This is a genomic window from Olsenella sp. Marseille-P4559 (assembly GCF_900605015.1).
Lineage (GTDB): Bacteria > Actinomycetota > Coriobacteriia > Coriobacteriales > Atopobiaceae > Tractidigestivibacter.
Genome location: NZ_LR027573.1, coordinates 224,992 through 250,364, shown reverse-complemented (window position 1 = coordinate 250,364; position 25,373 = coordinate 224,992). Strand labels below are relative to the sequence as shown.

24 protein-coding genes and 1 pseudogene are annotated in these 25,373 nt (G+C 62.4%); 14 read left to right on the top strand and 11 right to left on the bottom strand.

Annotated features, from left to right (window positions below; genetic code table 11):
• Positions 1–6 precede the first annotated feature (6 nt).
• From tatC to E0E00_RS01110, 6 genes are all read left to right on the top strand, one after another.
• Complete coding sequence (gene tatC / locus E0E00_RS01135) at positions 7–795, top strand: twin-arginine translocase subunit TatC (protein ID WP_130810638.1); 789 nt, start codon at positions 7–9, stop codon at positions 793–795.
• A 44-nt stretch (positions 796–839) separates the two neighbouring features.
• Positions 840–3,395 (top strand): DNA topoisomerase I, encoded by a 2,556-nt coding sequence (locus E0E00_RS01130; protein ID WP_130810636.1) that lies wholly within the window; start codon positions 840–842, stop codon positions 3,393–3,395.
• Between the two features lie 463 nt (positions 3,396–3,858).
• Positions 3,859–4,155 (top strand): ferrous iron transport protein A, encoded by a 297-nt coding sequence (locus E0E00_RS01125; protein WP_371683361.1) that lies wholly within the window; start codon positions 3,859–3,861, stop codon positions 4,153–4,155.
• Between the two features lie 87 nt (positions 4,156–4,242).
• A complete protein-coding gene (locus E0E00_RS01120) occupies positions 4,243–4,473 on the top strand; it encodes a FeoA family protein (RefSeq protein WP_130810634.1) in 231 nt (76 codons plus the stop codon).
• A 170-nt stretch (positions 4,474–4,643) separates the two neighbouring features.
• Complete coding sequence (locus E0E00_RS01115; RefSeq protein WP_130810632.1) at positions 4,644–7,307, top strand: ferrous iron transporter B; 2,664 nt, start codon at positions 4,644–4,646, stop codon at positions 7,305–7,307.
• A 333-nt stretch (positions 7,308–7,640) separates the two neighbouring features.
• Positions 7,641–8,027: an AraC family transcriptional regulator gene (locus E0E00_RS01110; protein WP_130810629.1), complete on the top strand. Its 387-nt coding sequence runs from the start codon at positions 7,641–7,643 to the stop codon at positions 8,025–8,027.
• Here the strand turns inward: E0E00_RS01110 and E0E00_RS01105 are convergent.
• Entirely contained in the window at positions 8,002–8,433 is a 432-nt protein-coding gene (locus tag E0E00_RS01105; protein ID WP_130810627.1) for a Fur family transcriptional regulator, read from the bottom strand. The two genes, E0E00_RS01110 and E0E00_RS01105, sit on opposite strands and share 26 nt — an antisense overlap.
• A gap of 360 nt (positions 8,434–8,793) precedes the next feature.
• On the opposite strand from E0E00_RS01105, the gene E0E00_RS15260 reads away from it, so the two are divergent.
• Positions 8,794–9,327, top strand: coding sequence for a redoxin domain-containing protein (locus E0E00_RS15260; protein WP_371683360.1), 534 nt, complete (start codon positions 8,794–8,796; stop codon positions 9,325–9,327).
• Positions 9,273–9,647, top strand: coding sequence for a hypothetical protein (locus tag E0E00_RS14835; RefSeq protein WP_242622077.1), 375 nt, complete (start codon positions 9,273–9,275; stop codon positions 9,645–9,647). Before E0E00_RS15260 ends, E0E00_RS14835 begins: the two co-directional genes overlap by 55 nt.
• Here E0E00_RS14835 and E0E00_RS01090 read toward each other — a convergent pair.
• From E0E00_RS01090 to E0E00_RS01080, 3 genes are all read right to left on the bottom strand, one after another.
• Positions 9,644–10,903: an Nramp family divalent metal transporter gene (locus E0E00_RS01090; RefSeq protein ID WP_130810625.1), complete on the bottom strand. Its 1,260-nt coding sequence runs from the start codon at positions 10,901–10,903 to the stop codon at positions 9,644–9,646. The two genes, E0E00_RS14835 and E0E00_RS01090, sit on opposite strands and share 4 nt — an antisense overlap.
• A gap of 193 nt (positions 10,904–11,096) precedes the next feature.
• Positions 11,097–13,196 carry a heavy metal translocating P-type ATPase gene (locus tag E0E00_RS01085; RefSeq protein ID WP_130810623.1) on the bottom strand — a complete coding sequence of 700 codons (2,100 nt, stop codon included), beginning with the start codon at positions 13,194–13,196 and terminating at the stop codon, positions 11,097–11,099.
• Positions 13,197–13,224: 28 nt separating this feature from the next.
• On the bottom strand, positions 13,225–13,527 hold the full coding sequence (locus E0E00_RS01080; protein WP_130810621.1) for a DUF1490 domain-containing protein: 303 nt from the start codon (positions 13,525–13,527) through the stop codon (positions 13,225–13,227).
• Positions 13,528–13,814: 287 nt separating this feature from the next.
• Between E0E00_RS01080 and E0E00_RS01075 the strand changes: the two genes are divergently transcribed.
• The 5 genes from E0E00_RS01075 (at position 13,815) to eno (ending at position 19,267) form a co-directional block, all read left to right on the top strand.
• Positions 13,815–14,492, top strand: a complete 678-nt coding sequence (locus tag E0E00_RS01075; protein ID WP_165443483.1) for a DUF3793 family protein — start codon at positions 13,815–13,817, stop codon at positions 14,490–14,492.
• A 114-nt stretch (positions 14,493–14,606) separates the two neighbouring features.
• The gene (locus tag E0E00_RS01070; RefSeq protein WP_130810617.1) at positions 14,607–15,011 is read left to right on the top strand and encodes a flavodoxin domain-containing protein; all 405 of its coding nucleotides are present in this window, start codon (positions 14,607–14,609) and stop codon (positions 15,009–15,011) included.
• A 188-nt stretch (positions 15,012–15,199) separates the two neighbouring features.
• Positions 15,200–16,147 carry a LysR family transcriptional regulator gene (locus E0E00_RS01065; protein WP_130810615.1) on the top strand — a complete coding sequence of 316 codons (948 nt, stop codon included), beginning with the start codon at positions 15,200–15,202 and terminating at the stop codon, positions 16,145–16,147.
• 177 nt (positions 16,148–16,324) lie between these two features.
• On the top strand, positions 16,325–17,452 hold the full coding sequence (locus E0E00_RS01060; RefSeq protein WP_130810613.1) for a 5-methyltetrahydropteroyltriglutamate--homocysteine S-methyltransferase: 1,128 nt from the start codon (positions 16,325–16,327) through the stop codon (positions 17,450–17,452).
• 519 nt (positions 17,453–17,971) lie between these two features.
• Positions 17,972–19,267: a phosphopyruvate hydratase gene (eno, locus tag E0E00_RS01055; RefSeq protein WP_130810611.1), complete on the top strand. Its 1,296-nt coding sequence runs from the start codon at positions 17,972–17,974 to the stop codon at positions 19,265–19,267.
• 106 nt (positions 19,268–19,373) lie between these two features.
• On the opposite strand, the gene E0E00_RS01050 is transcribed toward eno, so the two are convergent.
• From E0E00_RS01050 to E0E00_RS01020, 7 genes and pseudogenes are all read right to left on the bottom strand, one after another.
• The gene (locus tag E0E00_RS01050) at positions 19,374–20,543 is read right to left on the bottom strand and encodes a cation diffusion facilitator family transporter (protein WP_130810609.1); all 1,170 of its coding nucleotides are present in this window, start codon (positions 20,541–20,543) and stop codon (positions 19,374–19,376) included.
• Positions 20,540–21,025 (bottom strand): MarR family winged helix-turn-helix transcriptional regulator, encoded by a 486-nt coding sequence (locus E0E00_RS01045; protein WP_130810607.1) that lies wholly within the window; start codon positions 21,023–21,025, stop codon positions 20,540–20,542. Before E0E00_RS01045 ends, E0E00_RS01050 begins: the two co-directional genes overlap by 4 nt.
• The gene (locus E0E00_RS01040; RefSeq protein ID WP_130810605.1) at positions 21,025–21,585 is read right to left on the bottom strand and encodes a glutathione peroxidase; all 561 of its coding nucleotides are present in this window, start codon (positions 21,583–21,585) and stop codon (positions 21,025–21,027) included. Before E0E00_RS01040 ends, E0E00_RS01045 begins: the two co-directional genes overlap by 1 nt.
• Before the next feature lie 812 nt (positions 21,586–22,397).
• On the bottom strand, positions 22,398–23,768 hold the full coding sequence (locus E0E00_RS01035) for a M18 family aminopeptidase (protein WP_130810602.1): 1,371 nt from the start codon (positions 23,766–23,768) through the stop codon (positions 22,398–22,400).
• Between the two features lie 86 nt (positions 23,769–23,854).
• Entirely contained in the window at positions 23,855–23,962 is a 108-nt protein-coding gene (locus E0E00_RS15255) for a DUF1653 domain-containing protein (RefSeq protein WP_207302597.1), read from the bottom strand.
• A gap of 53 nt (positions 23,963–24,015) precedes the next feature.
• A pseudogene (locus tag E0E00_RS15250) lies at positions 24,016–24,168 on the bottom strand ((2Fe-2S)-binding protein); the annotation flags it as partial.
• A gap of 100 nt (positions 24,169–24,268) precedes the next feature.
• The gene (locus E0E00_RS01020; protein WP_130810596.1) at positions 24,269–24,823 is read right to left on the bottom strand and encodes an NADPH-dependent FMN reductase; all 555 of its coding nucleotides are present in this window, start codon (positions 24,821–24,823) and stop codon (positions 24,269–24,271) included.
• Positions 24,824–25,001: 178 nt separating this feature from the next.
• Between E0E00_RS01020 and E0E00_RS01015 the strand changes: the two genes are divergently transcribed.
• Positions 25,002–25,349 (top strand): helix-turn-helix domain-containing protein, encoded by a 348-nt coding sequence (locus tag E0E00_RS01015; RefSeq protein ID WP_130810594.1) that lies wholly within the window; start codon positions 25,002–25,004, stop codon positions 25,347–25,349.
• Positions 25,350–25,373 lie beyond the last annotated feature (24 nt).

Here is a 25,373-nt window from a genome sequence, read left to right as displayed (position 1 = left end):
ACCACCATGCCCATCGGATCAGCACGCATGCCCATCATGGACCACCTGGGAGAGCTTCGTCGCAGGCTCACCATAATCGTGGTCTCGCTCCTTACGGTGGCGGTCATCGTCTACTTTGCCACCCCCACCCTCATCGACATCATGATCGACCAGATCAGGGAGGCCATGCGCGGCGGCGACCTCTACGTTCTCACCGCGCTCGGCGGCTTTACCATCCGCTTCAAGGTCGCCGTGTTCTTCGCGATGATCATCTGCACACCCATCATCATCTGGGAAGTCATGGCCTTTATCATGCCGGCGCTCAAGCCCAAGGAGCGCAAGTGGGTCGTGCCCACGGTGGCAGCCCTTGTCGCCCTGTTCTTTATCGGCATGGTCTTCTGCTACTACGTAATTCAGCCTGCGGCGTTCGGGTGGCTACTCGACCAGTCCTTCGAGTTTGCGAACAACCTAGCCGACGCCGAGGACTACCTCAACATCTACATGCTGCTCGAGGTCGGCTTTGGCATTGCGTTCGAGCTGCCGCTTGTGATCTTCTACCTCTCGATCCTGCACATCGTGCCGTACAAGACCTTCCGCTCCCAGTGGCGCTACATCTACGTTGGCCTCATGGTGCTTTCGGCCGTTGTCACGCCCGACGCCTCGCCCGTGACCATGGTTCTCATGTTTGCCGCGCTTATCGGCCTGTACGAGGTGGCCCTCGCCATTGCCCGTTACGTCATCATTGCGCGCGACGGCAAGCAGGCCCTCAAGTGGACCCGCGAGGACTACGAGAACGCAGAGCTCGACAAGCTTTAAACTAGGGGGGCTCTGCCGTCACGATGCAAGCGAGGTAATCTCCTTTGATCCTTGTCGTCACCGAGAAGAACGATGCCGCCCAGCAGATTGCGAGGCTCCTCTCAGAGTCTGGCAAGCCCAAGGCGGACAAGGTCTACAACACGCCCATCTACCGCTTTAGGAAAGGCGGAGAGGATTGGGTGACCATAGGCCTTCGCGGCCACATCATGCAGCCGGACTTCCCGCCCGAGCTCAAGTTTGACCTTGAGGAGGGCTGGTACGGCCTTACCGCAGAAGGCGAGCACATCCCGGCAGACGTGCCCGACGGACTGTCACGCCCACCGTTTGCCACCAAGCACAAGCCCTTCCTGGTCGACGGCGTCGACATCAAGGGTTGGAAGATCCCGAGCCTGCCGTACCTTGTCTGGGCCCCCATCGAGAAGCTCCCTGCCGAGAAGGAGATCATCCGCTCGCTCAAGAACCTCGCCAAGAAGGCAGACTCTGTGATTATCGGCACAGACTTCGATCGCGAGGGAGAACTCATCGGCTCGGACGCGCTCAAGCAGATTCTCTCCGTGGCACCGGCCATAGCCGTCTCACGCGCGCGCTACTCGGCCTTCACAAAGGCCGAGATTGACCATGCCTTCGATAACCTTGTGGCACTTGACCAGGACCTCGCCGACGCCGGCGAGAGCCGCCAGCACATCGACCTCATCTGGGGTGCGGTGCTCACGCGCTACCTCACCTGCGTGCGCTTTGGTGGCCTGGGCAACACCCGCTCTGCCGGCCGCGTCCAGACGCCCACGCTTGCCCTGGTTGTCGAGCGTGAGCGTGAGCGCATGGCCTTCGTGCCCGAGGACTACTGGGTTCTCTCGGGCGAGGCCGCCCACGACGGCTCCGACCCGTTCCGCATCACGCACGCCACCGCGCGCTTCTCGGACCACGACGCCGCCCAGGCGGCATACGATCACGTGCAAGGTGCGAATGCCGCCAGGGTCACCGCAGTCACCCGCAAGAGCCGTCGCGTGAGCCCGCCGGCACCCTTTAACACCACGTCCATGCAGGCGGCTGCCGCAGCAGAGGGCATCTCGCCCGCGCGCGCCATGCGCCTTGCCGAGTCGCTCTACATGGACGGTCTCATCTCGTATCCACGCGTGGACAACACCGTCTATCCATCCTCGCTTGACCTACGGGAATGCGTGCGCACGCTCTCCTCGGTGCCGCAATTTGCGCCCACGTGCAAGGCGCTTCTCGGCCAGGGCGCGCTCCATGCGACGCGCGGCAAGCAGGAGACCACCGACCACCCGCCCATCTACCCCACGGGTGCCGCGAATCCTGACAGCCTTCAGCCTGCGGAGTGGAAGCTCTACAACCTCATTGCGCGCCGCTTTTTGGCCACGCTCATGGGGTCGGCTACCATCGCCGGCACGAAGGTCGAGTTTGATGTCGCCGGCGAGCCCTTCGTTGCTACGGGCAACGTCCTTGCCGTGCCGGGATTTCGTGCCATCTATCCCTACGGCCTTAAGAAGGACGACCAGCTGCCTGAGCTCAACGAGGGTGACACCTGCGACGTCTTGTCGATGGCGCTCGACGCCAAGCAGACGGAGCCGCCCGCGCGCTACAGCCAGGGCAAGCTCATCCAGGAGATGGAGAGGCGCGGGCTTGGCACCAAGTCCACGCGCGCCTCGATCATCCAGCGCCTCTATGACGTGAAGTACCTTAAGAACGATCCTGCCGAGCCCAGCAAGCTGGGGATGGCCATCATCGATGCGCTCACCAACTACGCGCCGCGCATCACTACGCCCGAGATGACCGCCGAGCTCGAGGGCGACATGACCAAGGTCGCCGAGGGCGCAGACACGCAGGCGCAGGTGGTCGACCACTCGCGTGCGCTTCTCGCCGGCATGATGGACGGGCTTGTCGACCACAAGGACGACCTTTCCGAGGCCATCGCTGACGCCGTCACCGCCGATGCGAAGATTGGCGTGTGTCCCAAGTGCGGTCGCGACCTGGTGGTGAAGACTTCTGCCAAGACGCGCGGGAGCTTTGCGGGATGCATGGGCTGGCCCGACTGCGACGTGACGTATCCACTGCCCAAGGGGCGCGTCGAGCCCATCGAGGGTACGGCAGGCGTGTGCCCGGAGTGCGGAGCGCCACGTGTGAAGGTGCATCCGTTCCGCAACCGCCCGTACGAGACGTGCATCAATCCGGCGTGCCCCACCAACCGCGAGCCTGACATCGTGGTGGGGGAGTGCGGCGCCTGCAAGGCAGCCGGCCGTCACGGAGATCTGGTGGCGCACAAGTCCGAGAAGAGCGGCAAGCGCTTTATCCGCTGCACCAACTATGACGAGTGCGGCACCAGCTATCCGTTGCCGCAGCGTGGCGAGCTGCACGCCACGGGCGAGACGTGCCCCGAGTGCGGCGCCCCCATCGTCGAGGTTGTGACGCAGAGGGGACCGTGGCGCATCTGCGTGAACATGGATTGCCCGAGCAGGGAGAAGAAGGCGGCTGCCAGCGGTGGCGCCCGCGGGCGCAAGGGGGGCTCGAGCCGCGGGAGAGCAACGGGCCGCGGTGGCGCATCCGGCCGCGGTGCGAGCTCCTCTCGGCGCAAGAAGGCGTAAGCTGCTCGGCCTGTTTGGATGCCGCGGTTTTTCGACGTTTAGCCATGGTTAGGCGTCCGGAATCCGCGGCACCGCTATCTTCTCGTGGGAAATCGCCGGTTAAGTGTGGCTAGCCGTTCGCGAAAAACCCAAACGTCGATAATTCACGAGTGGCCCTGCGGGAATGCGTCCTGCGGTGCAAGCCGCCTAATGCCGTCCCCCAGCATTTCGCGCAAATTGCGTCTCACCATGCAAATAATACGTCCGATTGGGCTATCGAAAAATCCTGCAAACAGCCAGTCTACCAGCTATTTTATAAAATATAGTTAGTAGGTGCTGACTTTTCGGGCAATTCTTGGTTAGTTAGCCATATACTACTCATGAGTTAGATGCATTGAACTTCGCGGCAGTGACGTCCCATTTGCCGCATCGCGTCGCCGACAGGCACCGCGACACGGCTGATGGGACAGGAAGGAATGCCACTATGACAGTCATGGAGGCCGAGGCGTCGATGGCAGGAGCAGGCTCGTCAGAGGGGATGGGAAAGCCCGTAGTCACGGGGGCGCAGCTTCCTCTCGCCATGGTTTCCAAGGGCGAGACGATCCGCGTCCTCAAGGTTCGCGGTGGCGCTTCGCTACGCCAGCACCTCTCCGAGATGGGATTCGTTGAGGGCGCAGAAGTCAAGGTCGTCTCGCGCGTCAATGGTGACGTGGTCGTGAACGTCAAGGGTGCCACGTTTGGCATTGGTCGCGACATGGCAATGAAGATCGTCACCTGCTAACCGACAAAGCCTACCTGTGAGTTAAGCACGCATATCAGCTGTCACAGCCGGCGCCTGGCGTAGGCGTGGCATGAAGAAAGGGAGAGCATGGCAACCCTGAAAGACGTTCGTGTGGGAGAGACCTGTACGGTTTCGAAGCTCGGTGGCTCTGGCGCCATCAAGCGTCGGATCATGGACATGGGCATCACGAAGGGCACGCGCATCTACGTGCGCAAGGTGGCTCCCCTGGGTGACCCCATCGAAGTCACCATTAGGGGCTACGAGCTGTCGCTGCGCAAGGACGAGGCAAGCTGCGTGGAAGTCACGAACGTGGCGTAATGGCGCCGTTGCGAGAGGGGGCACTGCCCCCAAATTTCGTGAAAGGAAGTTACCCTTCACTAACAAATATCACTTCTGTGATAACAGTTGGCCGTTACAAATTCGGTGGCGTGAGAGGCTGCGTAGGCAAATCCCTGGCTACCGAGAAGGACAATACAGGAAGGCAAGGAATGGCAGAGAAGATTGACATAGCCTTGGCTGGCAACCCCAACTGCGGCAAGACCACGCTGTTCAACGAGCTCACGGGTTCGAACGGCTATGTGGGCAACTGGCCGGGCGTCACCGTTGAGAAGAAGGAGGCCGTCTGGAAGAAGGACCAGAACGTTCTCTTCACCGACCTTCCCGGCATCTACTCGCTCTCGCCCTACTCGCCGGAGGAGGTCGTCTCGCGCGACTTCATCATCTCCGGCCGTCCAAGCGCCATCATCGACCTCGTGGACGTCACGAACATCGAGCGCAACCTCTACCTCACAACGCAGATTCTGGAGACGGGCCGCCCGGTGGTGGTTGGCCTCAACATGTGCGACCTGCTCGCGCAGCGCGGCGAGAAGATCGACTCCGAGCGCCTCTCCAAGATGCTCGGCGTGCCGGTAGTCGAGGTCTCCGCACTGCGCTCGAAGAACCTGGACGAGCTCGTCGAGACGGCAGTCAAGGACGGACGTGCCAACAAGGCCGCCCAGGGTGTCAAGTGCTTCTCGGCCGAGGTCGAGAATGCCCTTGACGCCATCGCGGGGGAAATCAAGGACAGCTGCGGCCCTGACCTCTTGCGCTGGTACTCCATCAAGGTCTTCGAGCGCGACTCGGCCGCCATCGCGCCCCTCCACCTCACCGAGGCCCAACTCGCCTCGATGGAGAAGGTCATCAAGGCCATCGAGGAGGCGCACAACGACGACTCCGAGTCCATCATCACGTCCGAGCGCTACGAGTGGATCGCCACGGTCATGGACGCCTGCGTGGTAAAGGAGCCGGGCAAGCTCACGACATCCGAGAAGATCGACCGCGTCGTGACCAACCGCATCCTCGGCCTGCCCATCTTCATCGCCATCATGATCGGCGTCTACTGGGTGGCCCTCGTTGCCGTGGGCACGCCCGCTACGGACTGGGTGAACGACAACCTCTTCTCTGACGGCTTCTTTGTGAACCCAAGCGGTCAGGCGGCCTTCGACGAGGCGAACGAGGCCTGGCAGGAGAACCACTACGCCGACCAGATCTCTGGCTACATCGCCGCAGCCGAGGAGGCCGGTGTCGACACCGACGGCGTCCAGGACGCCATCGATGCGGATCCGCAGACGGAAGAGGACGAGCAGACCATCGCAGCCTTCGAGGCGGCAGCCAAGAAGGCCGGCGTCGTGGCGACAGACGTCCCCATCACCGACTCCAACGGCAACTACCTCGACGTCGACGACAACGTCATCACCACGCTTGACGAGGACGGCAACCCGGTTCTCGCCGCCGGCCAGAAGCTCGCCGTACTGCCTTCCGTGACCGCGGCGGACTTCGAGACCGCCCTCGACAACCCCGCGCCCGACCAGCATGACTACGACGGCTTTGTGGATTCCATCCCCAACGCAGTGACTGGCTGGCTCACCGACGCGGGCGCCTCCGACGTGGTCATCTCGCTCGTAGTCGACGGCGTCATCGGCGGCGTGGGCTCGGTTCTCGGCTTCATCCCGCAGATTTTCGTCCTCTTCGTTATCCTGTGCTTCCTCGAGGACTGCGGCTACATGAGCCGCGTGGCCTTCGTCATGGATCGCGTGTTCAGGCGCTTTGGCCTCTCCGGCAAGTCGTTCATCCCCATGATCGTGTCCTCTGGGTGCGGCGTCCCGGGCGTTCTCGCCACGAAGACCATCGAGAACGAGCGCGACCGCCGTATGACCGCCATGCTCACCACGATGATTCCCTGCTCTGCCAAGCTTCCCATCATCGCCCTGGTCATGGGCGTGCTTGCTGGCGGCTCCGATATGTGGTGGGTTGCCCCCATGTTCTACCTCATGGGCATTGCCGCCATCATCCTCTCGGCCGTGATGCTCAAGAAGACGAAGCCCTTCGCGGGCGAGCCCGTCCCGTTTGTGATGGAGCTTCCCGACTACCACCTTCCCAGCGTCAAGAGCTGGGCTCTGCACGTGTGGGAGCGCGTCTCTGCCTACGTCAAGAAGGCTGGTACGATTATCTTCGCAGCTGCCGTGGGCATCTGGGCACTTTCGAACTTTGGCCTCGCCGGCTGGGAAGGCGGCGACGGATCCTTTGGATTCCTGCAGGCCATGGACGGCGCGCCCGACACCTACATGGACTACTCCATCCTCGCCGGCCTTGGCGGCGCCCTGAGCTTCATCTTCATGCCCCTTGGTTTTGGCAACTGGCAGGCCACTGCTTCCACGATCTCGGCGCTCATCGCCAAGGAGAACCTCGTCTCTACGTTCGGCGTCCTCTACGGTCTTGGTGACGCCACCGAGAACTCCGTCACCATGTGGCAGGGCTTCGCTGGCATGTTCACCATCGCGGGCACGCTCCACATCGGCGCCATGTGCGCATTCGTGGCGTTCAACATGCTCTGCGCCCCGTGCTTTGCCGCCATGGGCACCATCCGCAGGCAGATGGACGACCCCAAGTGGTTCTGGTTCGCCATTGGATACGAGTGCGGCTTTGGCTGGGTCATCGGCCTTCTCATCAACCAGTTCTACGAGCTCTTCGTCTTTGGCAGCTTTGGGTTCTGGACCGTCGTGGCCTTCGTGCTTCTCGCGGGCATGCTCTATCAGCTCTTCCGTCCCATGCCCACGTGGGACGAGAAGGACGAGCACATCCTCGACGACCTTACCGGGGAGGCTGCAGCGTAGGGACAACGCCGCCTTGTAGGTAACGCCCAGCCTGCCCGAGCGGTTTTTCCCAGTGCGCCGCCGGTGTGCCCTGAGCCCCGGCGGCGTGCGCCTTCTTGGGGGGCACCGGCCTTCTTCCCATCGTTTTCCTCTGGAGGCTGAGATGGACTTGGTTGACGCGGTCGCGTTTGCGGCTCTGGTTGCTGGCGCCTGCATAGGCGTGAGGCTAGCATGTGAGGGGGAATTGAAGTGAGCGCGAACCCGGGGAGCCCAAAGCCCATATCGGGTTCCAGCCTTCCTCAGCCCAAAGATGCCCTGCCGTGCAAAGGCCATGTCCGCAAGGAGTCCACGCGGATGCGGCACGTGAGGGTGGCCCTGCTCGCCCGGCGCGAGATGGTGCGTGATATGTCGTCACCTAAGACGATTCCCACGCTCGCCGCTATCTGCGACACATCTCCTACCGTGCTCAAGCAGGCGTTTCGTGAGACGTTTGGTATGCCAATCTACAGCTGGTACAAGGAGTACCGCGTGCGTCTGGCTGCAGAGACGCTCCTTTCCACAGACGCCTCCATCGCAGAGGTGGCGGCATCTGTGGGGTACTCAAACCCCTCGAAGTTCACCCGCGCGTTCACGCAGACTATGGGCGTCACGCCTCGCACCTGGCGAGCGCAGGGCCGGAGGAAGGCCCTGGAATGCAGGCTTCGTTCCACAGACCCTAAGCCATCCTCGCGGGACGCATAGCACCTTCGCCGCCTGCGGCTTTCTCGAGACGCTTCTGGCAGCTAGGGCAGATGCCCGTAAGGATGGTGCTGCTCGTCACGTTTGCGTAGCCAGTGAGGTCCTCGGTCTTCTTGCAGAGGCCCGCATCCGGCGGTAGCGGCACATCAATCACGGTGCCGCACTCAGAGCACACGAGATGTGCGTGGTGGTCCATGCGACGGTCGAAGCGCTCGCCGCCAGGCGCCTTCACCGAGAGAATCTCTCCGGTGTCAGCAAGCAGGTGCAGGTTGCGATAGACGGTTCCACGGCTGATGTGTGCGTCCTGCTCGCGCACGTGCAGGTATATCTCGTCTGCGGTAGGGTGGTCGCAGAGACTCTGGACTGCATCAAGCACCAGCTGACGCTGACGCGTATTTCTTCTTTCCATGACAGGCCTCCAGTCACCATCCTACGTCGTAGCCGCCCTGCTTGGGTTTCGAGCATGGTGCATCGAAGTGCAGTAGGCCACGGAAGCGTATTCCTGTTAGGAATAATGCTAGGATTACTTCTCAATAACGTCAACAGGTCACTTGTGAGGCTAATACAGGCGAGCATGGCTGTCTAACTATCTGCGGGAATGCGAGAACACGGCAGCCTGCGAGGGGTGCTCTGCCAAGCACTGGTCGAAGCTGGGTACGACCCATCGACCCATCTGGATTATTGCGCGCTACTTTGGGGAGCCTCAAAGGCCAACTGGGCAAACGTGTGGCAGGCATGAAACTGCGCGCAATAATTTGGTGATCGAAGGTTGGATGGGGTCCGCGCGGCCCTCATCAACAAGGAGATTTGCAACTTCAGCGTTCAGGCTCACCAGAACGCTGACTTCAAGACCATCATCAAGGATGACATCCTCGGCAAGTGGAGCCTGTTCTTCTCCTATCCCGTAGACTTCACCTATGTCTGTTCCACCGAGCTCAAGGAGCTTCAGGAGAACTATGACGGCTTCAAGGCTGAGAACTGCGAGGTCCACTTCGCCTCCCGTAACACCCACTTCGTCCACAAGGCCTGGCACGACGAGTCCGACCGCATTTCTAAGGTGACCCTACCCCATGCTCGCCGACCCCGCCCATGTGCTGACGGGCCCATTCCTGACTTGCCGAGCTCGGTGGGGGGACTGAAGATGGGCGACAATGATGCCGAGAACGTCTACGATGCGGTGGTGATAGGCGGTGGCCCTGCCGGGATTGCCGCCGCACTCTACCTTGCCCGGGCCGTTATCGTGTTCTGGTGGTGGAGAAGGAGCGCTTTGGTGGGCAGATCACTATCACGTCCGAGGTCGTGAACTACCAGGGCGTGCTTGCGTTTGTGGGCTATGCGCCGGCCACCTCACTTGTTGCCGACGTGGCGACGCTCGCGGCGACACCCTCCGTGGCAGGCGGCAACATGAGCGTGCCGTGCCTCGTGGTGGACGACGGTGGCGATGAGCGCGTGAGCCTTAGCAAGAGGGGGCTCTCCGAGATCTCTCGCTCGTGGGGTAGACGGGCAGAAGGTCTGGTCGGCCTCCTGGCGCCCCGTATTGGTGGGGCGCCACATCTCTCATGCGATGCTGCTGTGCAAGCGCGCCCTGCGGTGCCATCGCGTCACCACCTGCACACCTGCTAACCCACCAGCGACATCACGTTGATGGCGGTCACCACCACGCCCGTTGCCACGAGCAGCACATTGGTGAGGGCGGTGTTGGCATACTTCCCCATGACGCGCCTTGAGCCTGTAAGGCTGATCTGCGTGAAGATGGTGATGGGGAGCTGCAGGGAGAGCAGCGCCTGCGAGAGCACCAGCCCCTGGAAGGTGTCCTCGACGAGAAGACACGCGAGGGCAGCCACGGCCAGGCAGGCAAGCGCGCCTACGGAGGAATGACGGTCATGGATGTCGTACTCCTCGCCAAACATTCCGGCGCTGATGGTGCCGGCCGCCATGCCAGCGGTGACGGAAGACGAGAGGCCCGCCAGAAGGAGCGCCACGGCAAAGATCACGGTGGCTGCCTGTCCCAGAATCGGCGTGAGCGTGGCTGCGGCAACGGAGAGGTCATCCACAACTATGCCACGCGCGAAGAAGGTGGTCGCTGCGAGAATCACCATCGAGGAGTTGATCGCCCAGCCCACGCCCATCGAGAAGAGCGTGTCGAAAAGCTCATAGCGCAGGCGCTCGTGAATCTTCTCGTCGCCTTGCCTCTCGTAGTGAACGCTCTGGATGACCTCGGAGTGCAAGAAGAGGTTGTGCGGCATGACCACGGCGCCCAGCACGCTCATCACAATGGCGGCCGACCCCACCGGGAAGCTCGGTTGGACCCACGAGATTGCGGCCTGGGGCCAGTCGACGCCCACGAGGGCGAGTTCCGCGAGAAACGCAAGGCCAATGAGCGAGACAAACGCGATGATCCATCGTTCGATGCGCTGATACGAGTTGGTTGCGAGCATCGCAATCGAGACCACGGCCACGATGATGGATCCCACGCGCACAGGCAGCCCAAAGAGCATCTGGAGCGCTATGGCCCCACCGAGGACCTCGGCCATTGCCGTGGCCACCGTGGCGAGATACGCCGTTCCGAGAATCGTGGTGCCAAGCCAGTGGGGCAGGTGCTTGTGGGTGGCCTCGGCCAGGCACTCGCCGGTGGCGATTCCCAGGTGCGCGGCGTTGTGCTGCAGAAGGATGAGCATCAGGGTCGAGAGTGTGACCACCCACAGGAGCCCATAGCCAAACTGCGAACCGGCCGCCATGTTCGAAGCCCAGTTGCCTGGGTCGATGAAGCCTACCGTGACGAGCAGGCCAGGGCCAATGTGCCTGAGAATCTCCAGGCCACCGTGGCCCCCGGTTCGCTCGCCGCCATATGCTTTGGTAATGCTCTCTCTTAGGTTCATTGGTACTCCAAGGCATCATGGGGCGCCGCGCTTGATGTGCCCATGCATGACGCCCAGAGAATGTCGTACAGTTGGTGGCACTATACCCCTTGGGAGCACTAAATGCGAGACTGAGTCGCAATAAGCTCACGACTCCCGATGATTGCCCGGGATCGTGAGCGTTCTCAGCGGGATTTCTTCTCGTGCGGAACCGCTACTTTTTGAGATAGGGCCGAGTGTTCGCCGCAGCGATGGCAAACGTCGAGAGGTTATGCAGGTACGCGGCGGTGCTTATCGTAAGCGCACCCGCCACGCCAAGCGCGATGAGCGCCGAGTTGAAGGTCACGATGAAGCGATAGCCTGCGTGGATGCGCTCCATGGTCCTCTGTGAGACCTGCCTCATGGTGACGAGAGGCTCAAGCGTGCTGTCGAGCACCGAGACGTCCGCGACGACGCGCGCTATGTCGCTTGCGTCGGACATGGCCACCGAGACGTCGGCCGCGGCAAGTGCGGGAGAGTCGTTGATGCCGTCGCCGACCATGATGGCCTTGTGGCCACCTTTACGAAGACGCTGCACGTAGTCACTCTTGTGCTCGGGAAGCACCTGCGCATGGTAGGAGTCAAGCCCCAGGCTCTCGGCAACGGCGCGTGCGGAGGCCTCAGAGTCTCCGGTGAGCATGACGACCCTCTCGATGCCCAGGCCGCGCAGCGCGCGAATCACTTTGGCGGCCTCCGGGCGTACGGGGTCGGAGATGCAGAACGCTGCCGTAAGCACCTTACTCACGGCCATGTAGATCACCGATGCGGTGGGCGCCTCGCGCTCCACCAGCTCCTCGAGGCCCTCAGGTGCCTCTACGCCCTCGTCCTCGAAGACAAGGTGGTACGAGCCAATGCACACCGGGCGTCCGCCGACCATGGTGTCGATGCCGTGGGCCACCACGTAGTTCACGCTGGCGTGAAGCTCGTGCTCGTGGTTCAGGTCGCGCCTGCGCGCGCCGTCGACGATGGCGCGGGCCATGCTGTGCGGGAAGTGCTCCTCGATGCAGGCCGCATAGGTAAGCGCCTCGTTCTCATCGGCACCGTTAAAGGCAATGACCCTCTCGAGTGTGGGCTTTGCGTGGGTGAGCGTGCCGGTCTTGTCGAAGACGATGGTGTCGGCGTCGGCGAGCGCCTCGAGGTACTTGCCGCCCTTGACCACGATGTCGTTCGCGTATGCCTCGTTCATGGCGCTCATCACGGCAATGGGCGTGGAGAGGCGTATGGCGCAGGAGTAGTCCACCATGAGCACGACCATGGCCTTGGCAATCTGCCCCGTGATGCCCCAGATGGCGAAGAAGGCGAGATAGCTGTAGGGGACAAGGGAGTCGGCCAAGTGCTCGGCCTTGCTCTGCGCCCCTGCCTTGAGGTCGCTCGAGCCCTGTACCATGTCAACAATCTGGTCGATGCGCGCGCGTCCCGGAGGGGTTGTCACGCGCACGCGCAGGTCACCGTCTTCGAGGGCGGTTCCCGCGTAGACCATGGAGCCGGAGCCCTTGTGAACCCGGCGCGACTCGCCGGTCATGGACGACTCGTCGAGCTCGCCCTCCCCGAGCGTCACCTCTCCGTCGACGGGCAAGACCGAGCCCGCGAGGAGGTGCAGCTCCATGCCTCGCTCCACGCGGTCGATGGGGGTGGCCACGTCCTCGCCGTCAACGACGGCCCAGACCTTCTCGGGACGTGTGACAAGCCCTTGGCCAAGTGCAAGGCGCACGCGTCTCTCGACGTGGGCCTGCATGGCGTCGGAGAGCGTGATGAGCATCATGACCGTGCTCGCGTCCGAGAGGCAGCCGCGTGCGATTGACGCGATGACTGCCGTAGCGTCGAGCACCTCGACCGTAAGGCCGTGCGAGAAGAGCTGCTTGAGCCCTCTCGTCATAAATCCCACCGCCCTGAACACGGTGTAGGCTACCGCCAATGGGGCGGGCAGGATGAGGGCGCGCGCAACGTGCCACCCCACAATCCCTGCCACCTCCATGTGGAAGCGGTTGTCCTCCATCGCGGTCTGGACCTCGATGGGAATGGCTAGGTCGCTCTCCTCCAGGCGGGGAAGGGCGCACACGTCGAGCGCACGCACGGCGTCGAGAACCGCTTGGCGCGCATCTGGCGAGAAGGTCACGAGTATCGAGCCGTTCGCCGGATGGGCCTCCGCGTGACGCACGCCGTCCACCTGGAGGAGGGCGACCGACACTCCACGGGCCTCGTCGTCATCAATCACCTGGGCGCCACAGCGTAGTCGCAGGCGGCCGGGTATGTCGGATGCGATTGTGAAGAACATGGGGTCTCGTCGCCTCGCTACCCTTGAACTACTTCCCTGCGCCTGCCGCGTCGACCTTCTCGGTTGCCTCCCTGCGAATCTGGGGCTCGAGCTCGGAGAGACGGTCCTTCACCGCGGCGTCGATCTTTGCCTGGCGACGGGCCTCGGCGCGGCAGTCATCCGCGTCATCGGCAATGCTCTGGGTCTCGGCGCTCACGGCATCCGCAACCGCCATGCAGCCGCTGGTCACGGCAACGGCGCCCCTGTGGAGAAGCCCGCTTTGCGCCAGCCCTGCTACGGCACCAGCCGCCGCAGCGCCGCCTGCGAAGAGCCAGAAGTGATGTGCTGCCATGGTCGTTCCTTTCCCTTGACATCCGGCCGCTTGTCCTGCGACACCTCATGAGAACATCAGCCTTGTGCAAGACGCACTCAACCCCAAACGGACCAATGAGCCCAAACAGACCGATTACAGTGCCGAATACAGAGAAACTTCCAGTTAGATGGGGATAACATGCATCCGTTCAAATGGGCTGTAGCCATGTGGCAAGCTGTGAGTAAACTATGGCTAACTATTGGTGCTGCGATGGCGCAGGTCGGGCGAGGCCCGCATGTTGCCGCAGGATGAGTTGGGAGCTGTCGTTGAGTGACGAGGTTGTTATGGACGTCCGTGCGGACACGACGGAGCTTGACGGGTGTTCGGAGGAAGAGTGCCGGGCCTGCGTGAGCCTTGCAAAGGCGCTCGTCTCGGCTGCGGCTGGAGTGATAGCCGGTGCAAAGCCGGCGGCGCTCTTCACGCTGAGGCCAGACGTCGCCGTGTGCCCGGGGGTCGCGCGCTCTGCCCTGTGTGCCTTCTCGCGCTACCTGCGCTCTCGGAGCGTTGAGGTTACGGGCATTTCATGGGTCCATGGGAGGTTTGCGGTCCTCGTGTGGCGCCCGGACATGGTGGGCGCGGTGCTTTGCGACCCCGAGCGCATGGCGTTCTTGCGTGCACATGGGCTACCCGTGGAAGGCCCCCATCGCCTTGTGGGCGAAGCTGCAAGGAGGCTTGCACGCTACTACCGCTCGCGGAGCGAGACGGCACCCAAGGAGGCGCCATCCAAGGCGCCCTTCCCGCACGAGATAGGGCTCATCCTGGGTTATCCGCTCGAGGACGTTATGGGCTTCGTGGAGGGTCGCAAGGAGACCTGCCGGGGCCTATGGCGCGCCTACGGGGATGCGGACGCCGCACGCGAGCGCTTTGCCCGTCTCGCCAAGCAAGAGGCCCAATGTCGCCACAGCTTTGAGCGGGGTGCCGCGTTTGGGGCGCTGCTCGCGTGACGTGGGCCCGGGCAAACGGGCCTTTCCAGCAAGCGCCATGCCTGGCGGCCACGCAGATGGCAACCATGCCCGCGTGTTTCGCGCGGGCTCCAAACACGACCAAGGAGGTCTTTCATGAGCAGGGTTGCGGTGGTTTATTGGACGATGAGCGGCAACACCGAGGCCATGGCAAATGCCGTGGCCGAGGGTGCTGGCACCGAGGCAATCGAGGTCTCGGACTTCTCTGCCAGCCAGGTGGCAGACTACGATGCCTTTGCGTTTGGCTGCCCCGCCATGGGCTCTGAGGAGCTCGATCCGGACTTCGAGGCCGTCTGGAACGACTGCGTTCCCGTGTTTGGCGACAAGCCCGTGGCTCTCTTTGGCTCATATGACTGGGGCGGCGGCGAGTGGATGAACATCTGGTCCGATGCCGCGCGTGAGGCAGGCGTAAACGTTGCCGACACGCTGACGCAGCACCTCGAGGTCGATGACGAGGGCCTTGTGGCGTGCAAGGCGCTGGGCGAGAAGCTCGCGCGGTAGCCGTTCGAAGGCGTGGGGATGCAGGACGTGGCTGCGCTGCTGCATCCCCCACGCCTTCCCCGCACACGCGGACGCGCCTTCTGCGGGGCCATTCGACCCCGCCATAGGTTACACGCCTTCCCCGCACACGCGGACGTGCCCCTTCCGCTACCATCACAGCGTGTGGTTTTCTGTGCAAGGGGGGCGCCATGACACTGCAGCAACTGCGTTACGTTGTCGAGGTCGCAACGGCTGGTTCGATTACTGCCGCCTCGGCAACGCTCTTCATAGCCCAGCCATCTCTCTCCAAGGCGATTGCCGAGCTTGAGGCCGAGATGGGCATTACCATCTTCGAGCGCTCGAGCAAGGGGGTTGTCCCTACCGAGGACGGCACGCGCTTTCTCTCCTATGCGCGCCAGGTGATCGAGCAGGCCGACCTTCTCGAGGCGCAGTACAAGCATGGTGCCCCGGTCCGTCGCGTCTTTGGCGTGTCGAGCCAGCACTACGCATTCGTGGTCAACGCCTTTGCCGAGCTGGTGCGCGAGTACGGCGAGAGCCGCTACGAATTTAGCCTGCGCGAGGGAACCACCTTCGGCACCATCGAGGACGTGCGTCTTCAGCGCTCTGAGCTGGGCGTCCTTTATAGGAATTCCTTCAATCGCGAAGTGCTCTCCAGTGCCATCCGCGACGCCGAGCTGCGCTTCGAGCCGCTCTTCGAGGCGCGCGAACACGTCTTCGTGAGCAGGGAGAACCCGCTTGCCAGGCGCACCTCCGTCACCCTTCAGGACCTCGCACCCTACCCACGCCTCTCCTACGACCAGGGGTCGCGCAACTCGTTCTACTTTGCCGAGGAGCCCCACATTGTCGAGCCCGTGGACAAGGCCGTTGTGGTCACCGACCGCGCGACCCTCTTTAACCTGCTCATAGGGCTTGACGGCTACACCATTGCGTCTGGCATCCTGAGCAAGGACCTGAACGGCGGGAACATCGTGTCCGTGCCGCTCGAAGACGGCGACGTGATGGAGTTGGGCTACATCCACCAGCCGCGTAGGCCCCTCTCGCCCATTGCCGAGAGCTACCTTGCGCACCTGCGCGGATACGTGAAGGTCTACCTCGGGCACTTGGGCGGGGAGGGCGACGAAGCGCTATCGAGCTAATCTATAACGAGCTATAGGCTATGCAGAGTAGTCGTGCTACATCTTGGTCTCATAGCTTCAGGCTATCTCTATCGATAGCATATCGATACTTCCTCGCCACTTCGAGAACCGCCACCATCTCTTACGTGAAGACCACAGCCGTTGGCGCTTGCGCGCTGGATAAGAGAAGAGGTTCCCATGAGCATCCCCTACGACAAGAAGACCCCGCACCGCTTCGACGTTGTTGGCAGCTTCCTGCGTCCCGAGCGCTTGAAGCGGGCCCGCATTGACTGGAAGGCCGGGCGCATCTCGGCCGAGGAGCTTGCCGCCATCGAGGACGAGTGCATCCGTGACCTGGTGGAAAAGGAGAAGGCCGCCGGCCTTGGCGTGATTACCGACGGCGAGTTCCGTCGCGAAACCTGGCACCTCGACTTTATGTGGGCATTTGGGGGCGTGGACCATCGGCCCACCAAGGAGGGCCTGCCCTTCCACGACGAGGCGGCCAAGATCGACGACACCTACCTTGTGGGCAAAGTTGCCTATCGCGACAGCCATCCCTTCATCGACCACTTCCGCTTTGTCCAGGCGCTCGAGGACGAGAGGTGCGTGGCCAAGCTCACCATCCCGGCACCCGCCCAGTTCTTCGAGCAGTTTGCCATGCCCTTCAACCTGGAGGGCACAAGGCGCCACTACGCCAGCAAAGAGGAGCTGGCAGACGATATCGTTGCCGCGTACAAGGCCTTCATTGCCGACGTCTATGCCGCCGGCTGTAGGGATCTCCAGTTCGACGACTGTTCGTGGGGCATGGTCATCGACCCGCACGCCGAGCAGTTCTTTGGCGTCGATTCCGCAGGTCTTGAGCGCGTGAAGGAAGACCTGCTCGACGTTAACAACCGTGCGCTTGAGGGACGCCCTGCCGACCTTACGGTGAGCACCCACGTGTGCCGTGGCAACTTTCACTCCACCTGGGCGTGCGAGGGCGGCTACGACGACGTGGCCGACTTCCTCCTCGCCTGCGAGAACGTCGACGCCTTCTTCCTCGAGTTTGACGACGCGCGTTCCGGCGGCTTCGAGCCCCTGGCCAAGGTGCCTGCAGGCAAGAAGGTGGTTCTCGGCCTCGTGACCACCAAGTCGCCCGTGCTGGAGAGCAAGGGGTCCGTGGTTGGGCGCATCCGCGAGGCGGAGCACTACGTGCCGCTGGAAAGCCTCTGCCTCTCTCCGCAGTGCGGCTTTGCCTCGTGCGAGATTGGCAACAAGCTCACGGAGGACGAGCAGTGGGCAAAGGTTCGCCTGGTGCGCGAGGTGGCCGAGGAGGTTTGGGGGTAGGGTGCCCGTTGGGTCCGGCGCTCCGGCGCCGGACCCGGGGACCTAATGACAAGTCGCGGTTTTTGCGACTCACAAAAATAATCGCGAAATCTTGCAATTTGCCGTCGACATAGAGTTAGCTATGGTGTACTCTATGTTCAAGAGTTAAGGCAAGTTAACTCCACGTGAGGTCTTTTCCAAGCGTATGCGACTGCAGCGCAAGGGAAGGAAAGCCGTTGACTCCCGCCGAAATGCCCGGACCCTCTCCCCGGACAAGTCGGCAACACAAGTGCCGCCGACGTTCCCCTTTCTTGCGTCGGCGGCGCGTTTGTGTCGCGGCACCTCCGCTCGGTACAGCCCCACGCTGCGTCCATGGGTTTTCTGCGGTCGAGCAACACTTGGGCATTGTGGGGTATGCATGTCCTTCATATGGGTATATACAAAAAGTAAGAAGCAGTAAACTTCAGTACGGCACATGAGAGAGCCGGGACAGCGGGGACAGTGGCCTGACGTCTCGGCAACCACAGGAAGGTGGTAGCCATGAGTGCAATCGAGAAGGTCCATGCACGCGAGGTCCTAGACTCCCGCGGCAACCCTACCGTCGAGGCCGAGGTCATGCTCGCCGATGGTAGCTTTGGCAGGGCAATCGTCCCCTCCGGCGCCTCTACCGGCGAGTTCGAGGCTGTTGAGCTTCGCGATGGCGACGCAGGCCGCTACCAGGGCAAGGGTGTCGAGAATGCCGTTGCCCATGTGAACGACGAGGCGCACGAGGCCGTTCTCAGCCTTGATGCCCGTGACCAGCGCGCTGTTGACGCGGCCCTCATCGCCGCGGATGGCACGCCCAACAAGGGTCGCCTGGGTGCCAACGCAATTCTCGGCGTGAGCCTAGCCACCGCCCGTGCGGCAGCGGCGTCGGCGGGGCTTCCGCTCTACGCCTACCTGGGCGGTCCCAACGCCCACACGCTGCCCACGCCCATGATGAACATCCTGAACGGTGGCGTGCACGCCGACAACAACGTGGACTTCCAGGAGTTCATGATCATGCCCGTGGGTGCCCCTGACTTTCGCACCGCCCTTCGCTGGTCGGCTGAGGTCTACCACACCCTGAAGGGTGTCCTCAAGGACGCGGGCCTCTCCACTGGCGTGGGTGACGAAGGCGGCTTTGCGCCCGACCTCAAGACCAACGCCGAGCCCTTCGAGTACCTCATGAAGGCTGTCGAGAAGGCCGGCTTCAAGCCTGGCGACGACTTCGTCTTTGCCATGGATCCAGCGACGAGCGAGTTCTACGATGCCGCCACGGGCACCTATGTCCTCAAGGGCGAGGGCCGCACGCTCACCAGCGCCCAGATGGTCGACTACTGGGACAAGCTGGTCTCCACGTACCCAATCATCTCCATCGAGGACGGCCTGGCCGAGGAGGACTGGGACGGCTGGCGTCAGCTCACTGCACGCCTGGGTTCCCGCGTGCAGCTCGTGGGCGATGATCTCTTTGTCACCAATACCGCCCGCCTGCGTCGCGGCATCGAGCTTGGTGCGGCAAACGCGCTGCTCGTGAAGGTCAACCAGATTGGCACCCTCACCGAGACGCTCGAGGCCATGCAGACCGCTCAGCGCGCTCGCTACACCACGATCGTCTCGCACCGCTCGGGCGAGACCGAGGACACCACGATTGCCGACCTGGCCGTGGCAACCAACGCCGGCCAGATCAAGACCGGCGCCCCCGCGCGCTCCGACCGCGTGGCCAAGTACAACCAACTGCTTCGCATCGAGGAGGAACTGGGGTCCTCGGCCGAGTACGCAGGTCGTTCGGCGTTCTACAACATCGCGCGCGCGTAAGGCCTCCCGACCGCATAACTCTATGCGGTCGTCTGGTAATGAACGGCGGCGAGCGGCACGGGAGGGTGAATTCCCGTGCCGCTGTTTCTTTGTTGGCCGTGGTGTTCTAGTCGCTAACGTCCGTATCCAGCGTTGCACATACGGTGTAGTTAGGAAAGGCCTTTTCGACCTCGCGTACGATCTGGTGGTACTCACCTATGCGGTCCGGCGCCTCGAAACCGATGATCACATCAAACTCAAGGAGGTGGCGGGTCTCGTCCACGTGGAAGCCGTGGAACTGCAGCACGTGGTCATGTGACATCACGATGCGCTTCACACGTCGACGCATGTCAGAGGCGTTCCGGCTGGTGCTTCTCGAGTAGATGCCCACGGCTGCGACGATGACCTGCCCGTCGGTGCGCTGGTAGACGCGCTCCTGCGTACGTCGGGCGAGTTCATCAATGACCTCTGCCGAGGTTGTGTCGGGCACCTCCACGTGGAGCGACCCCACAAGGCGCTCAGGGCCATAGCTGTGAAGCACCAGGTCGTAGACGCCAAGTACGGTTGGGTCCTCGGCCACGATGGTCTTGACCTTCTCGGCCAGTCCTGCCGACACGCGCTCGCCGAGGATTTGCCCAAGCGTCTGGGAGAGCATCTCGAGGCCCGCCTTCACGATGAAGGTGGAGATGACCATGCCAACCCAGGCCTCAAGTGAGATGCCCCACACAAGGTAGGCGATGGCAGCCCCCAACGTGGAGGCCGAAAGCACGGCATCGGAGAGCGCGTCTTGTCCCGAGGCCACGAGCGAACCTGCATTGACGCGATGCCCAACTGCCTGCACGTGGCGTCCGAGCAGGACCTTTGCGAGTACGCTAGCGCTGACAACCACCAGTGCCGCGGCAGAATAGTCTGGTGCTTCGGGCGAGATGACCTTGTCCACGGACTCGACTGCCGAGGTCACACCTGCATATAGCACGATGATTGCGATGACTGTGGCCGTGAGGTATTCGATGCGCCCATAGCCCATGGGGTGCTTTTTGTCGGGCGCGCGGCTGGCGAGCTTGGTGCCCACAATCGTGATGACCGAGGACAGTGCATCGGAGAGGTTGTTCACGGCATCGAGTGTGATGGCGATGGAGTTGGAGAGAATCCCCGCCGCAGCCTTGAGCGCTGCGAGCGACGCGTTTGTCACGATACCCAGGATGCTTGTGCGTACGATGGTGGTTTCACGGGTGGTCTGCGGCAGGGGGTTGGGTGTGTCCGTTTCGGCGTCCTTCGTCGCTGCGGAGCCGGTCATGCTTCATTTCCTTCTTTCTCAACCTGCCCGCGTGCGTTCTCGAGGACCTTTGCAAGCAGCCGTTTGAGCTCTGTGACCTCGTCCTTTGTGAGGGACAGGCGACATGCCAGCGCAAGGGGCACCTCAGCTGCACGGTTGCGTAGCTGAGAGCCCTTGGGTGTGAGACTCACCTCGAGGACGCGGGCATCATCGGCGTTCCGCTGACGGGTTACGTAGCCATGGTCCTCGAGCTTCTTTAGGACCGGCGTGAGCGTGCCGGAGTCCAGGTAGAGCCGCTCGCCGAGGCGGCTCACGGTTACGGAGTGCTCCTCCCAGAGGACCATCATGCAGAGGTACTGCGTGTAGGTGAGGCCGAGGGGCCCAAGAAGCGGCTTGTAGCTGCGGACGACTTCCTTCGAGCACGCATAGAGCGGAAAGCACAGCTGGTTGTCTAGACGCAGGAGCTCTGTGGGGGAGGCCTGCGTGTGAGGGTGGGCTACCACTAGAGCTGCTCCACGATTGCGCGCTCGACCTCGGCCATATCGGCGGTGGGCTCGAAGCGGGCCACGAGGTGGCCGTTGCGGTCGATGAGGAACTTGGTGAAGTTCCACATGATGTAGGCCTTGTCGCCAAACTTCTTGTTGTTGGCCTTTGCGAACTTGTCGAGGGCGTCCGCCTTGGGGCTGCCGCCAAAGCCCTGGAACGGGCGCTCGGTTGCAAGCGCGGCAAAGAGTGGGTCGGCGGTGTCGCCGTTTACGTCGAGCTTCTTGAAGCGGGGGAACTCGGTGTTGAATCTGAGCGAGCAGAACTGGTTGATCTCGTCATCGGACTCGGGTGCCTGACCGGCGAACTGGTTGCAGGGGAAGTCCAGGATTTCGAGCCCTTGGTTGTGGTGGGCGGCATAGATGCGCTCGAGGTCCTCGTACTGGGGCGTAAAGCCGCAGCCGGTTGCCGTGTTCACGACAAGCAGGACCTTGCCGGCGTAGGTGCTCAGGGGGACGGTATTGCCGTTCTGTGCTGTGACGGAAAAGTCAAGATAGTTGGTGGCGCTCTCGAATGCCATATCTGCTCCTTCTCCAGGTAATGCCTGGGCCTTTGGTTTGGCTGCTTGTAGTATGGACGCATTTTTTGGCGTTTCAGGGTGAATTGATTGCATACGACAAATTGTACACAATTCATTTAGGCTAATTTGGCACGTTTTGGCGTTTGGTGGCAGTTTTCCGGGGACCCCTCGAGTAGAAACTGGTTTGATGTTTGTTGATCCGCAGGTCACGGATTTGCGACCTCTTCTGAAACATATCAAGGATTTGCCCGGAACTGCCACAAACCGTAAATTCGTGCGGCCGCTGTCTGGCGAGCGCCCGGCCCTGCCCGCGTCCCCACAGGGGTCGATGGTGCCGTCGGCGCCCGGGGAAGCCCCTCGCCGCCGGCCGGAACGCGAATTGACGTTTGGTGGCAGTTCCGGGCAAATCCTTGATGTGATACCGCCGGAGTGGCAAATCGCTGACCAGCACTTCAACAAACCTCGAACCAGTTTGTACTTTGCGCACCCTCGAAAAACTGTCGCCAAACGTCAATTTAGTGCTCGGGGACGGCCGCCCTGCCCCATGCGGCCTGCTCAGTGGCGATGCTGCGCGTGGCATCGTCCACGGCCCGGTGCAACAGTGACGTCGAATGCCTGTCGTTCATCGGCCTACTGTCGATTTTGTCCCTGCGGATGCGTTGTCGTGGGAAGCTGAAGCCTGTCACGCCCACGCCAACCACGGGCTCCGGAGGCCGCGTGCGGTGCCAAAGGGTTGGGTTTGAACCGTGCACGCGGCTGCCTTTCTCAGCAAAAGACGGCCCCGACACGTGTCGGGGCCGCCAAACCAGCACCTACGAGGCGATCTCTACACGTTCTGCGCCGGTTATTCGCAGGTCTGCCGAGAAGAACTCGCGCAGCGCACGGATGGTCCATGCGGTGTCGCGGATGCCCGTGGTCTCGTAGCTGGAGTGCATGGCGAGCTGCGGCAGGCCGATATCCACGGCATGTACACTCACCTGCGTGTTCGAGAGGTTTCCCAGAGTCGAGCCGCCGGCCATGTCGGAGCGGTTGGCGAAGGTCTGGTACGGCACGCCAGCTCGCTCGCACAGCGCCACAAAGACCGCGCGGCTAAATGCGTCGGTCGTGTACATCTGGTTAGCCGCCTCCTTGATTACCGGCCCGCCGTTCAAGTGGCAGCGGTTCACGGCATCATAGAGCTCCGGGTGGTTGGGGTGCAGCGCATGCGCGTTGTCGCAGCTCACAAGGAAGGAGCGCGAGAGGGCGCGCAGGTAGCCCTCCTCGCCCATGCCCAGCGTAGCGTTGACGCGTACCAGCGTGTCGTGGAGCAGCGTCGACATGGCCCCTTGCTTGGTGTTGGAGCCCACCTCCTCGTTGTCGAAGCACGCGTAGACGGTCACGCACTGGGTATTCTTCTCGGCAACAAATGCCTCGAGCGAGGCGAATGCGCACTGCAGGTCATCGAGCTTGGGCGACGAGACAAACTCGTCCGCCAGGCCCCAGACGCACGGTTGTTCGCGGTTCACAAGGAAGAGGTCGCGCGCGAGAATGTCCTCGGGGTCGACGCCCACGCCCTCAGCAACCATGCGGTCGAAGTCCTCCTTGCGGAGGCGTCCGGCCGAGAAGAGCGGACAGAGGTCGACGGCCTCGTTGAACGCCTTGCCGTCGTTCACGGTGCGGTCGAGGTGGATAGCAACGCTGGGGATGAGCAACAGGTCGCGGTCAGGCGCGAAGAGACGGCTCTCGATGCCGTCGGCGGTGCGCACGAGGACTCGGCCTGCGAGCGATAGGGGTTTGTCGAGCCAGGTGTAGCCAATCATGCCGCCATAGCCTTCGACGTCCAGACGCAGGCACTCCTCGGGCCCCTCGAGCACGGGAACCGACTTCACCTTGTAGGTGGGGGAGTCCGCGTGTGCGGCGGTCATCTGGAAGTGGTAGCCGTTGCAATCGAGGGCATTCTCGCCCACGCGAAAGGCAATGACGCTCGAAGTGTTCCTCGTGGTGTAATACGAGCCGCCGGGTTTTACGCCCCAGGCGTCTCCCTCGGGCAGGTGTGTGAATCCGGCCTGGTCAAGGCGGGCGGTGACAGTTGCCGCCGTGTGGAACATGCTGGGGCAATGACGGATGAAGTCGACGAGGCGCTCTGAGGTCTCGAGGTCCTCGGCCGTTGCAGCCCCCGCGGATGGATACTCACCGTCTGGCATGCGTGCGTCCTCTCTGTTGGTTGTCTCGAGTTGAGCGTAGCACTGGGACGCGATGCGTGCGGAGACAAGGGGACAGCCGCCTTGTCTCACGAGCGCTGCGTGGCCCATGGATGGCGTTCGTGGCCCGTCTCGGAGAGAAGCATCACCTTGGGACGCACCCAGAGTGAGCTGTCACCATAGAGTTTTCGGTACACCACGAGCTCCTCACCGGTCTCAGCGTCGCGAGAGCCTTCCCTAGGCACTTCTTCATCGCGCCCCTGCACTTTCCGCACTTGGCAACGGCACCGGTCATGCGCTTTGCATCCGAGAGACCCGTTGCACCGGCCTCCACTGCCGCTTCGATATCCGCCCCGGTCATATGCTTGTAGCCGCAGACAACATCCTTCTTCGACTTCTTCATGCCCATGGATTCCCCAATCCCTGGCTGGCATGTGGCGGCGCCGTCCCACGAGGAGGCGGCGGTCGCGAAGCTTGCTATTTGACACCCGATTGGTCAGGGGTCACGCGATGAAATCGAGGAAAGCCGTGGCCTGTGCCGCAAGCGCCGTCTCGTCGTCTGCGGAGAGCACGAGGTTGCCGGTAGTCCAGGACTCGCTGGAGAGAGCGATGCCGGTCTCGCCCTCGGGCATGACCTGCGCGCCCACGAAGGCGAGAAGCGCGTCGAGTGCCTCACGCATCTCGGCCGTAGCCGTCTGGCCGCCCGCACCCGAGACGGTGGCGTGCATGCCGTTGGAGACGGCACTCTCGCGGCCTTGGCCGGGAAGAGGCCTGCTCAGCCAGTCAACAAGATTCTTCACGTGGCCGGGGTACGAGGCGTTGTACTGCGGAACGACAAACCACACGCCGTTGGCCTTGCGTATGGCGTCGCGCGCAGCTGCGACTGCGGGCGGCTCGGGGCTCTCGATGTCCTGGTTCATGGGCGGAAGCATCGAGAAGTCAAGCCTGCTCACGTTGGCGCGGCCTTCGAGCAGCGACTCGATTCGCCGGGCCAGCTGCTCGTTGTAGCCGTTCTTGCGAAGGGTCCCCACAACGATGAGGATGTTCCTGTCTGACATCTTCTATCTCCTGTTCAGCTCTTGTTTGCGAACTTAGTAGTAACTCTGTACTGATCTCAGTGTAGCCAATAAATGAGACTTGATAAATATCGTTTTTTCTCAATACTTAGTATGAGAAAAGATACTTATGCCAAGGCAATGCTGCTGTCATGTGCCTGGGCGAGGAGGGACGGCTTTCATGCAGAGCAAGCCCGAGAACTTTGGTACCTGCCCGTTTGTGACAGCTCAGTGGCTTCTTCGGGGCAAGTGGTCAATTGTGATTCTCCACCATCTGAGTGGAGGGACCCTACGCTTTGGTGAGCTCGAGCGGCGTATGCCAGAGCTTACGCATTCCACGCTCTCGTCGCAGCTCAAACGGCTCGAGGCGGAGGGTCTAGTGCGCCGCGAGGTCTTTCCCGAGGTGCCTCCGCGCGTGGAGTACTCGCTCGCGCAGGTGGGAGAGGACTTTGCACCGGTGCTGGCAAGCATCGAGACGTGGGGAAGGGGCTACGCCGAGCACCTGAAGAACGGTGATGTGATGGCATAGCCCGGTTTGGCGGCATCCGTGCAA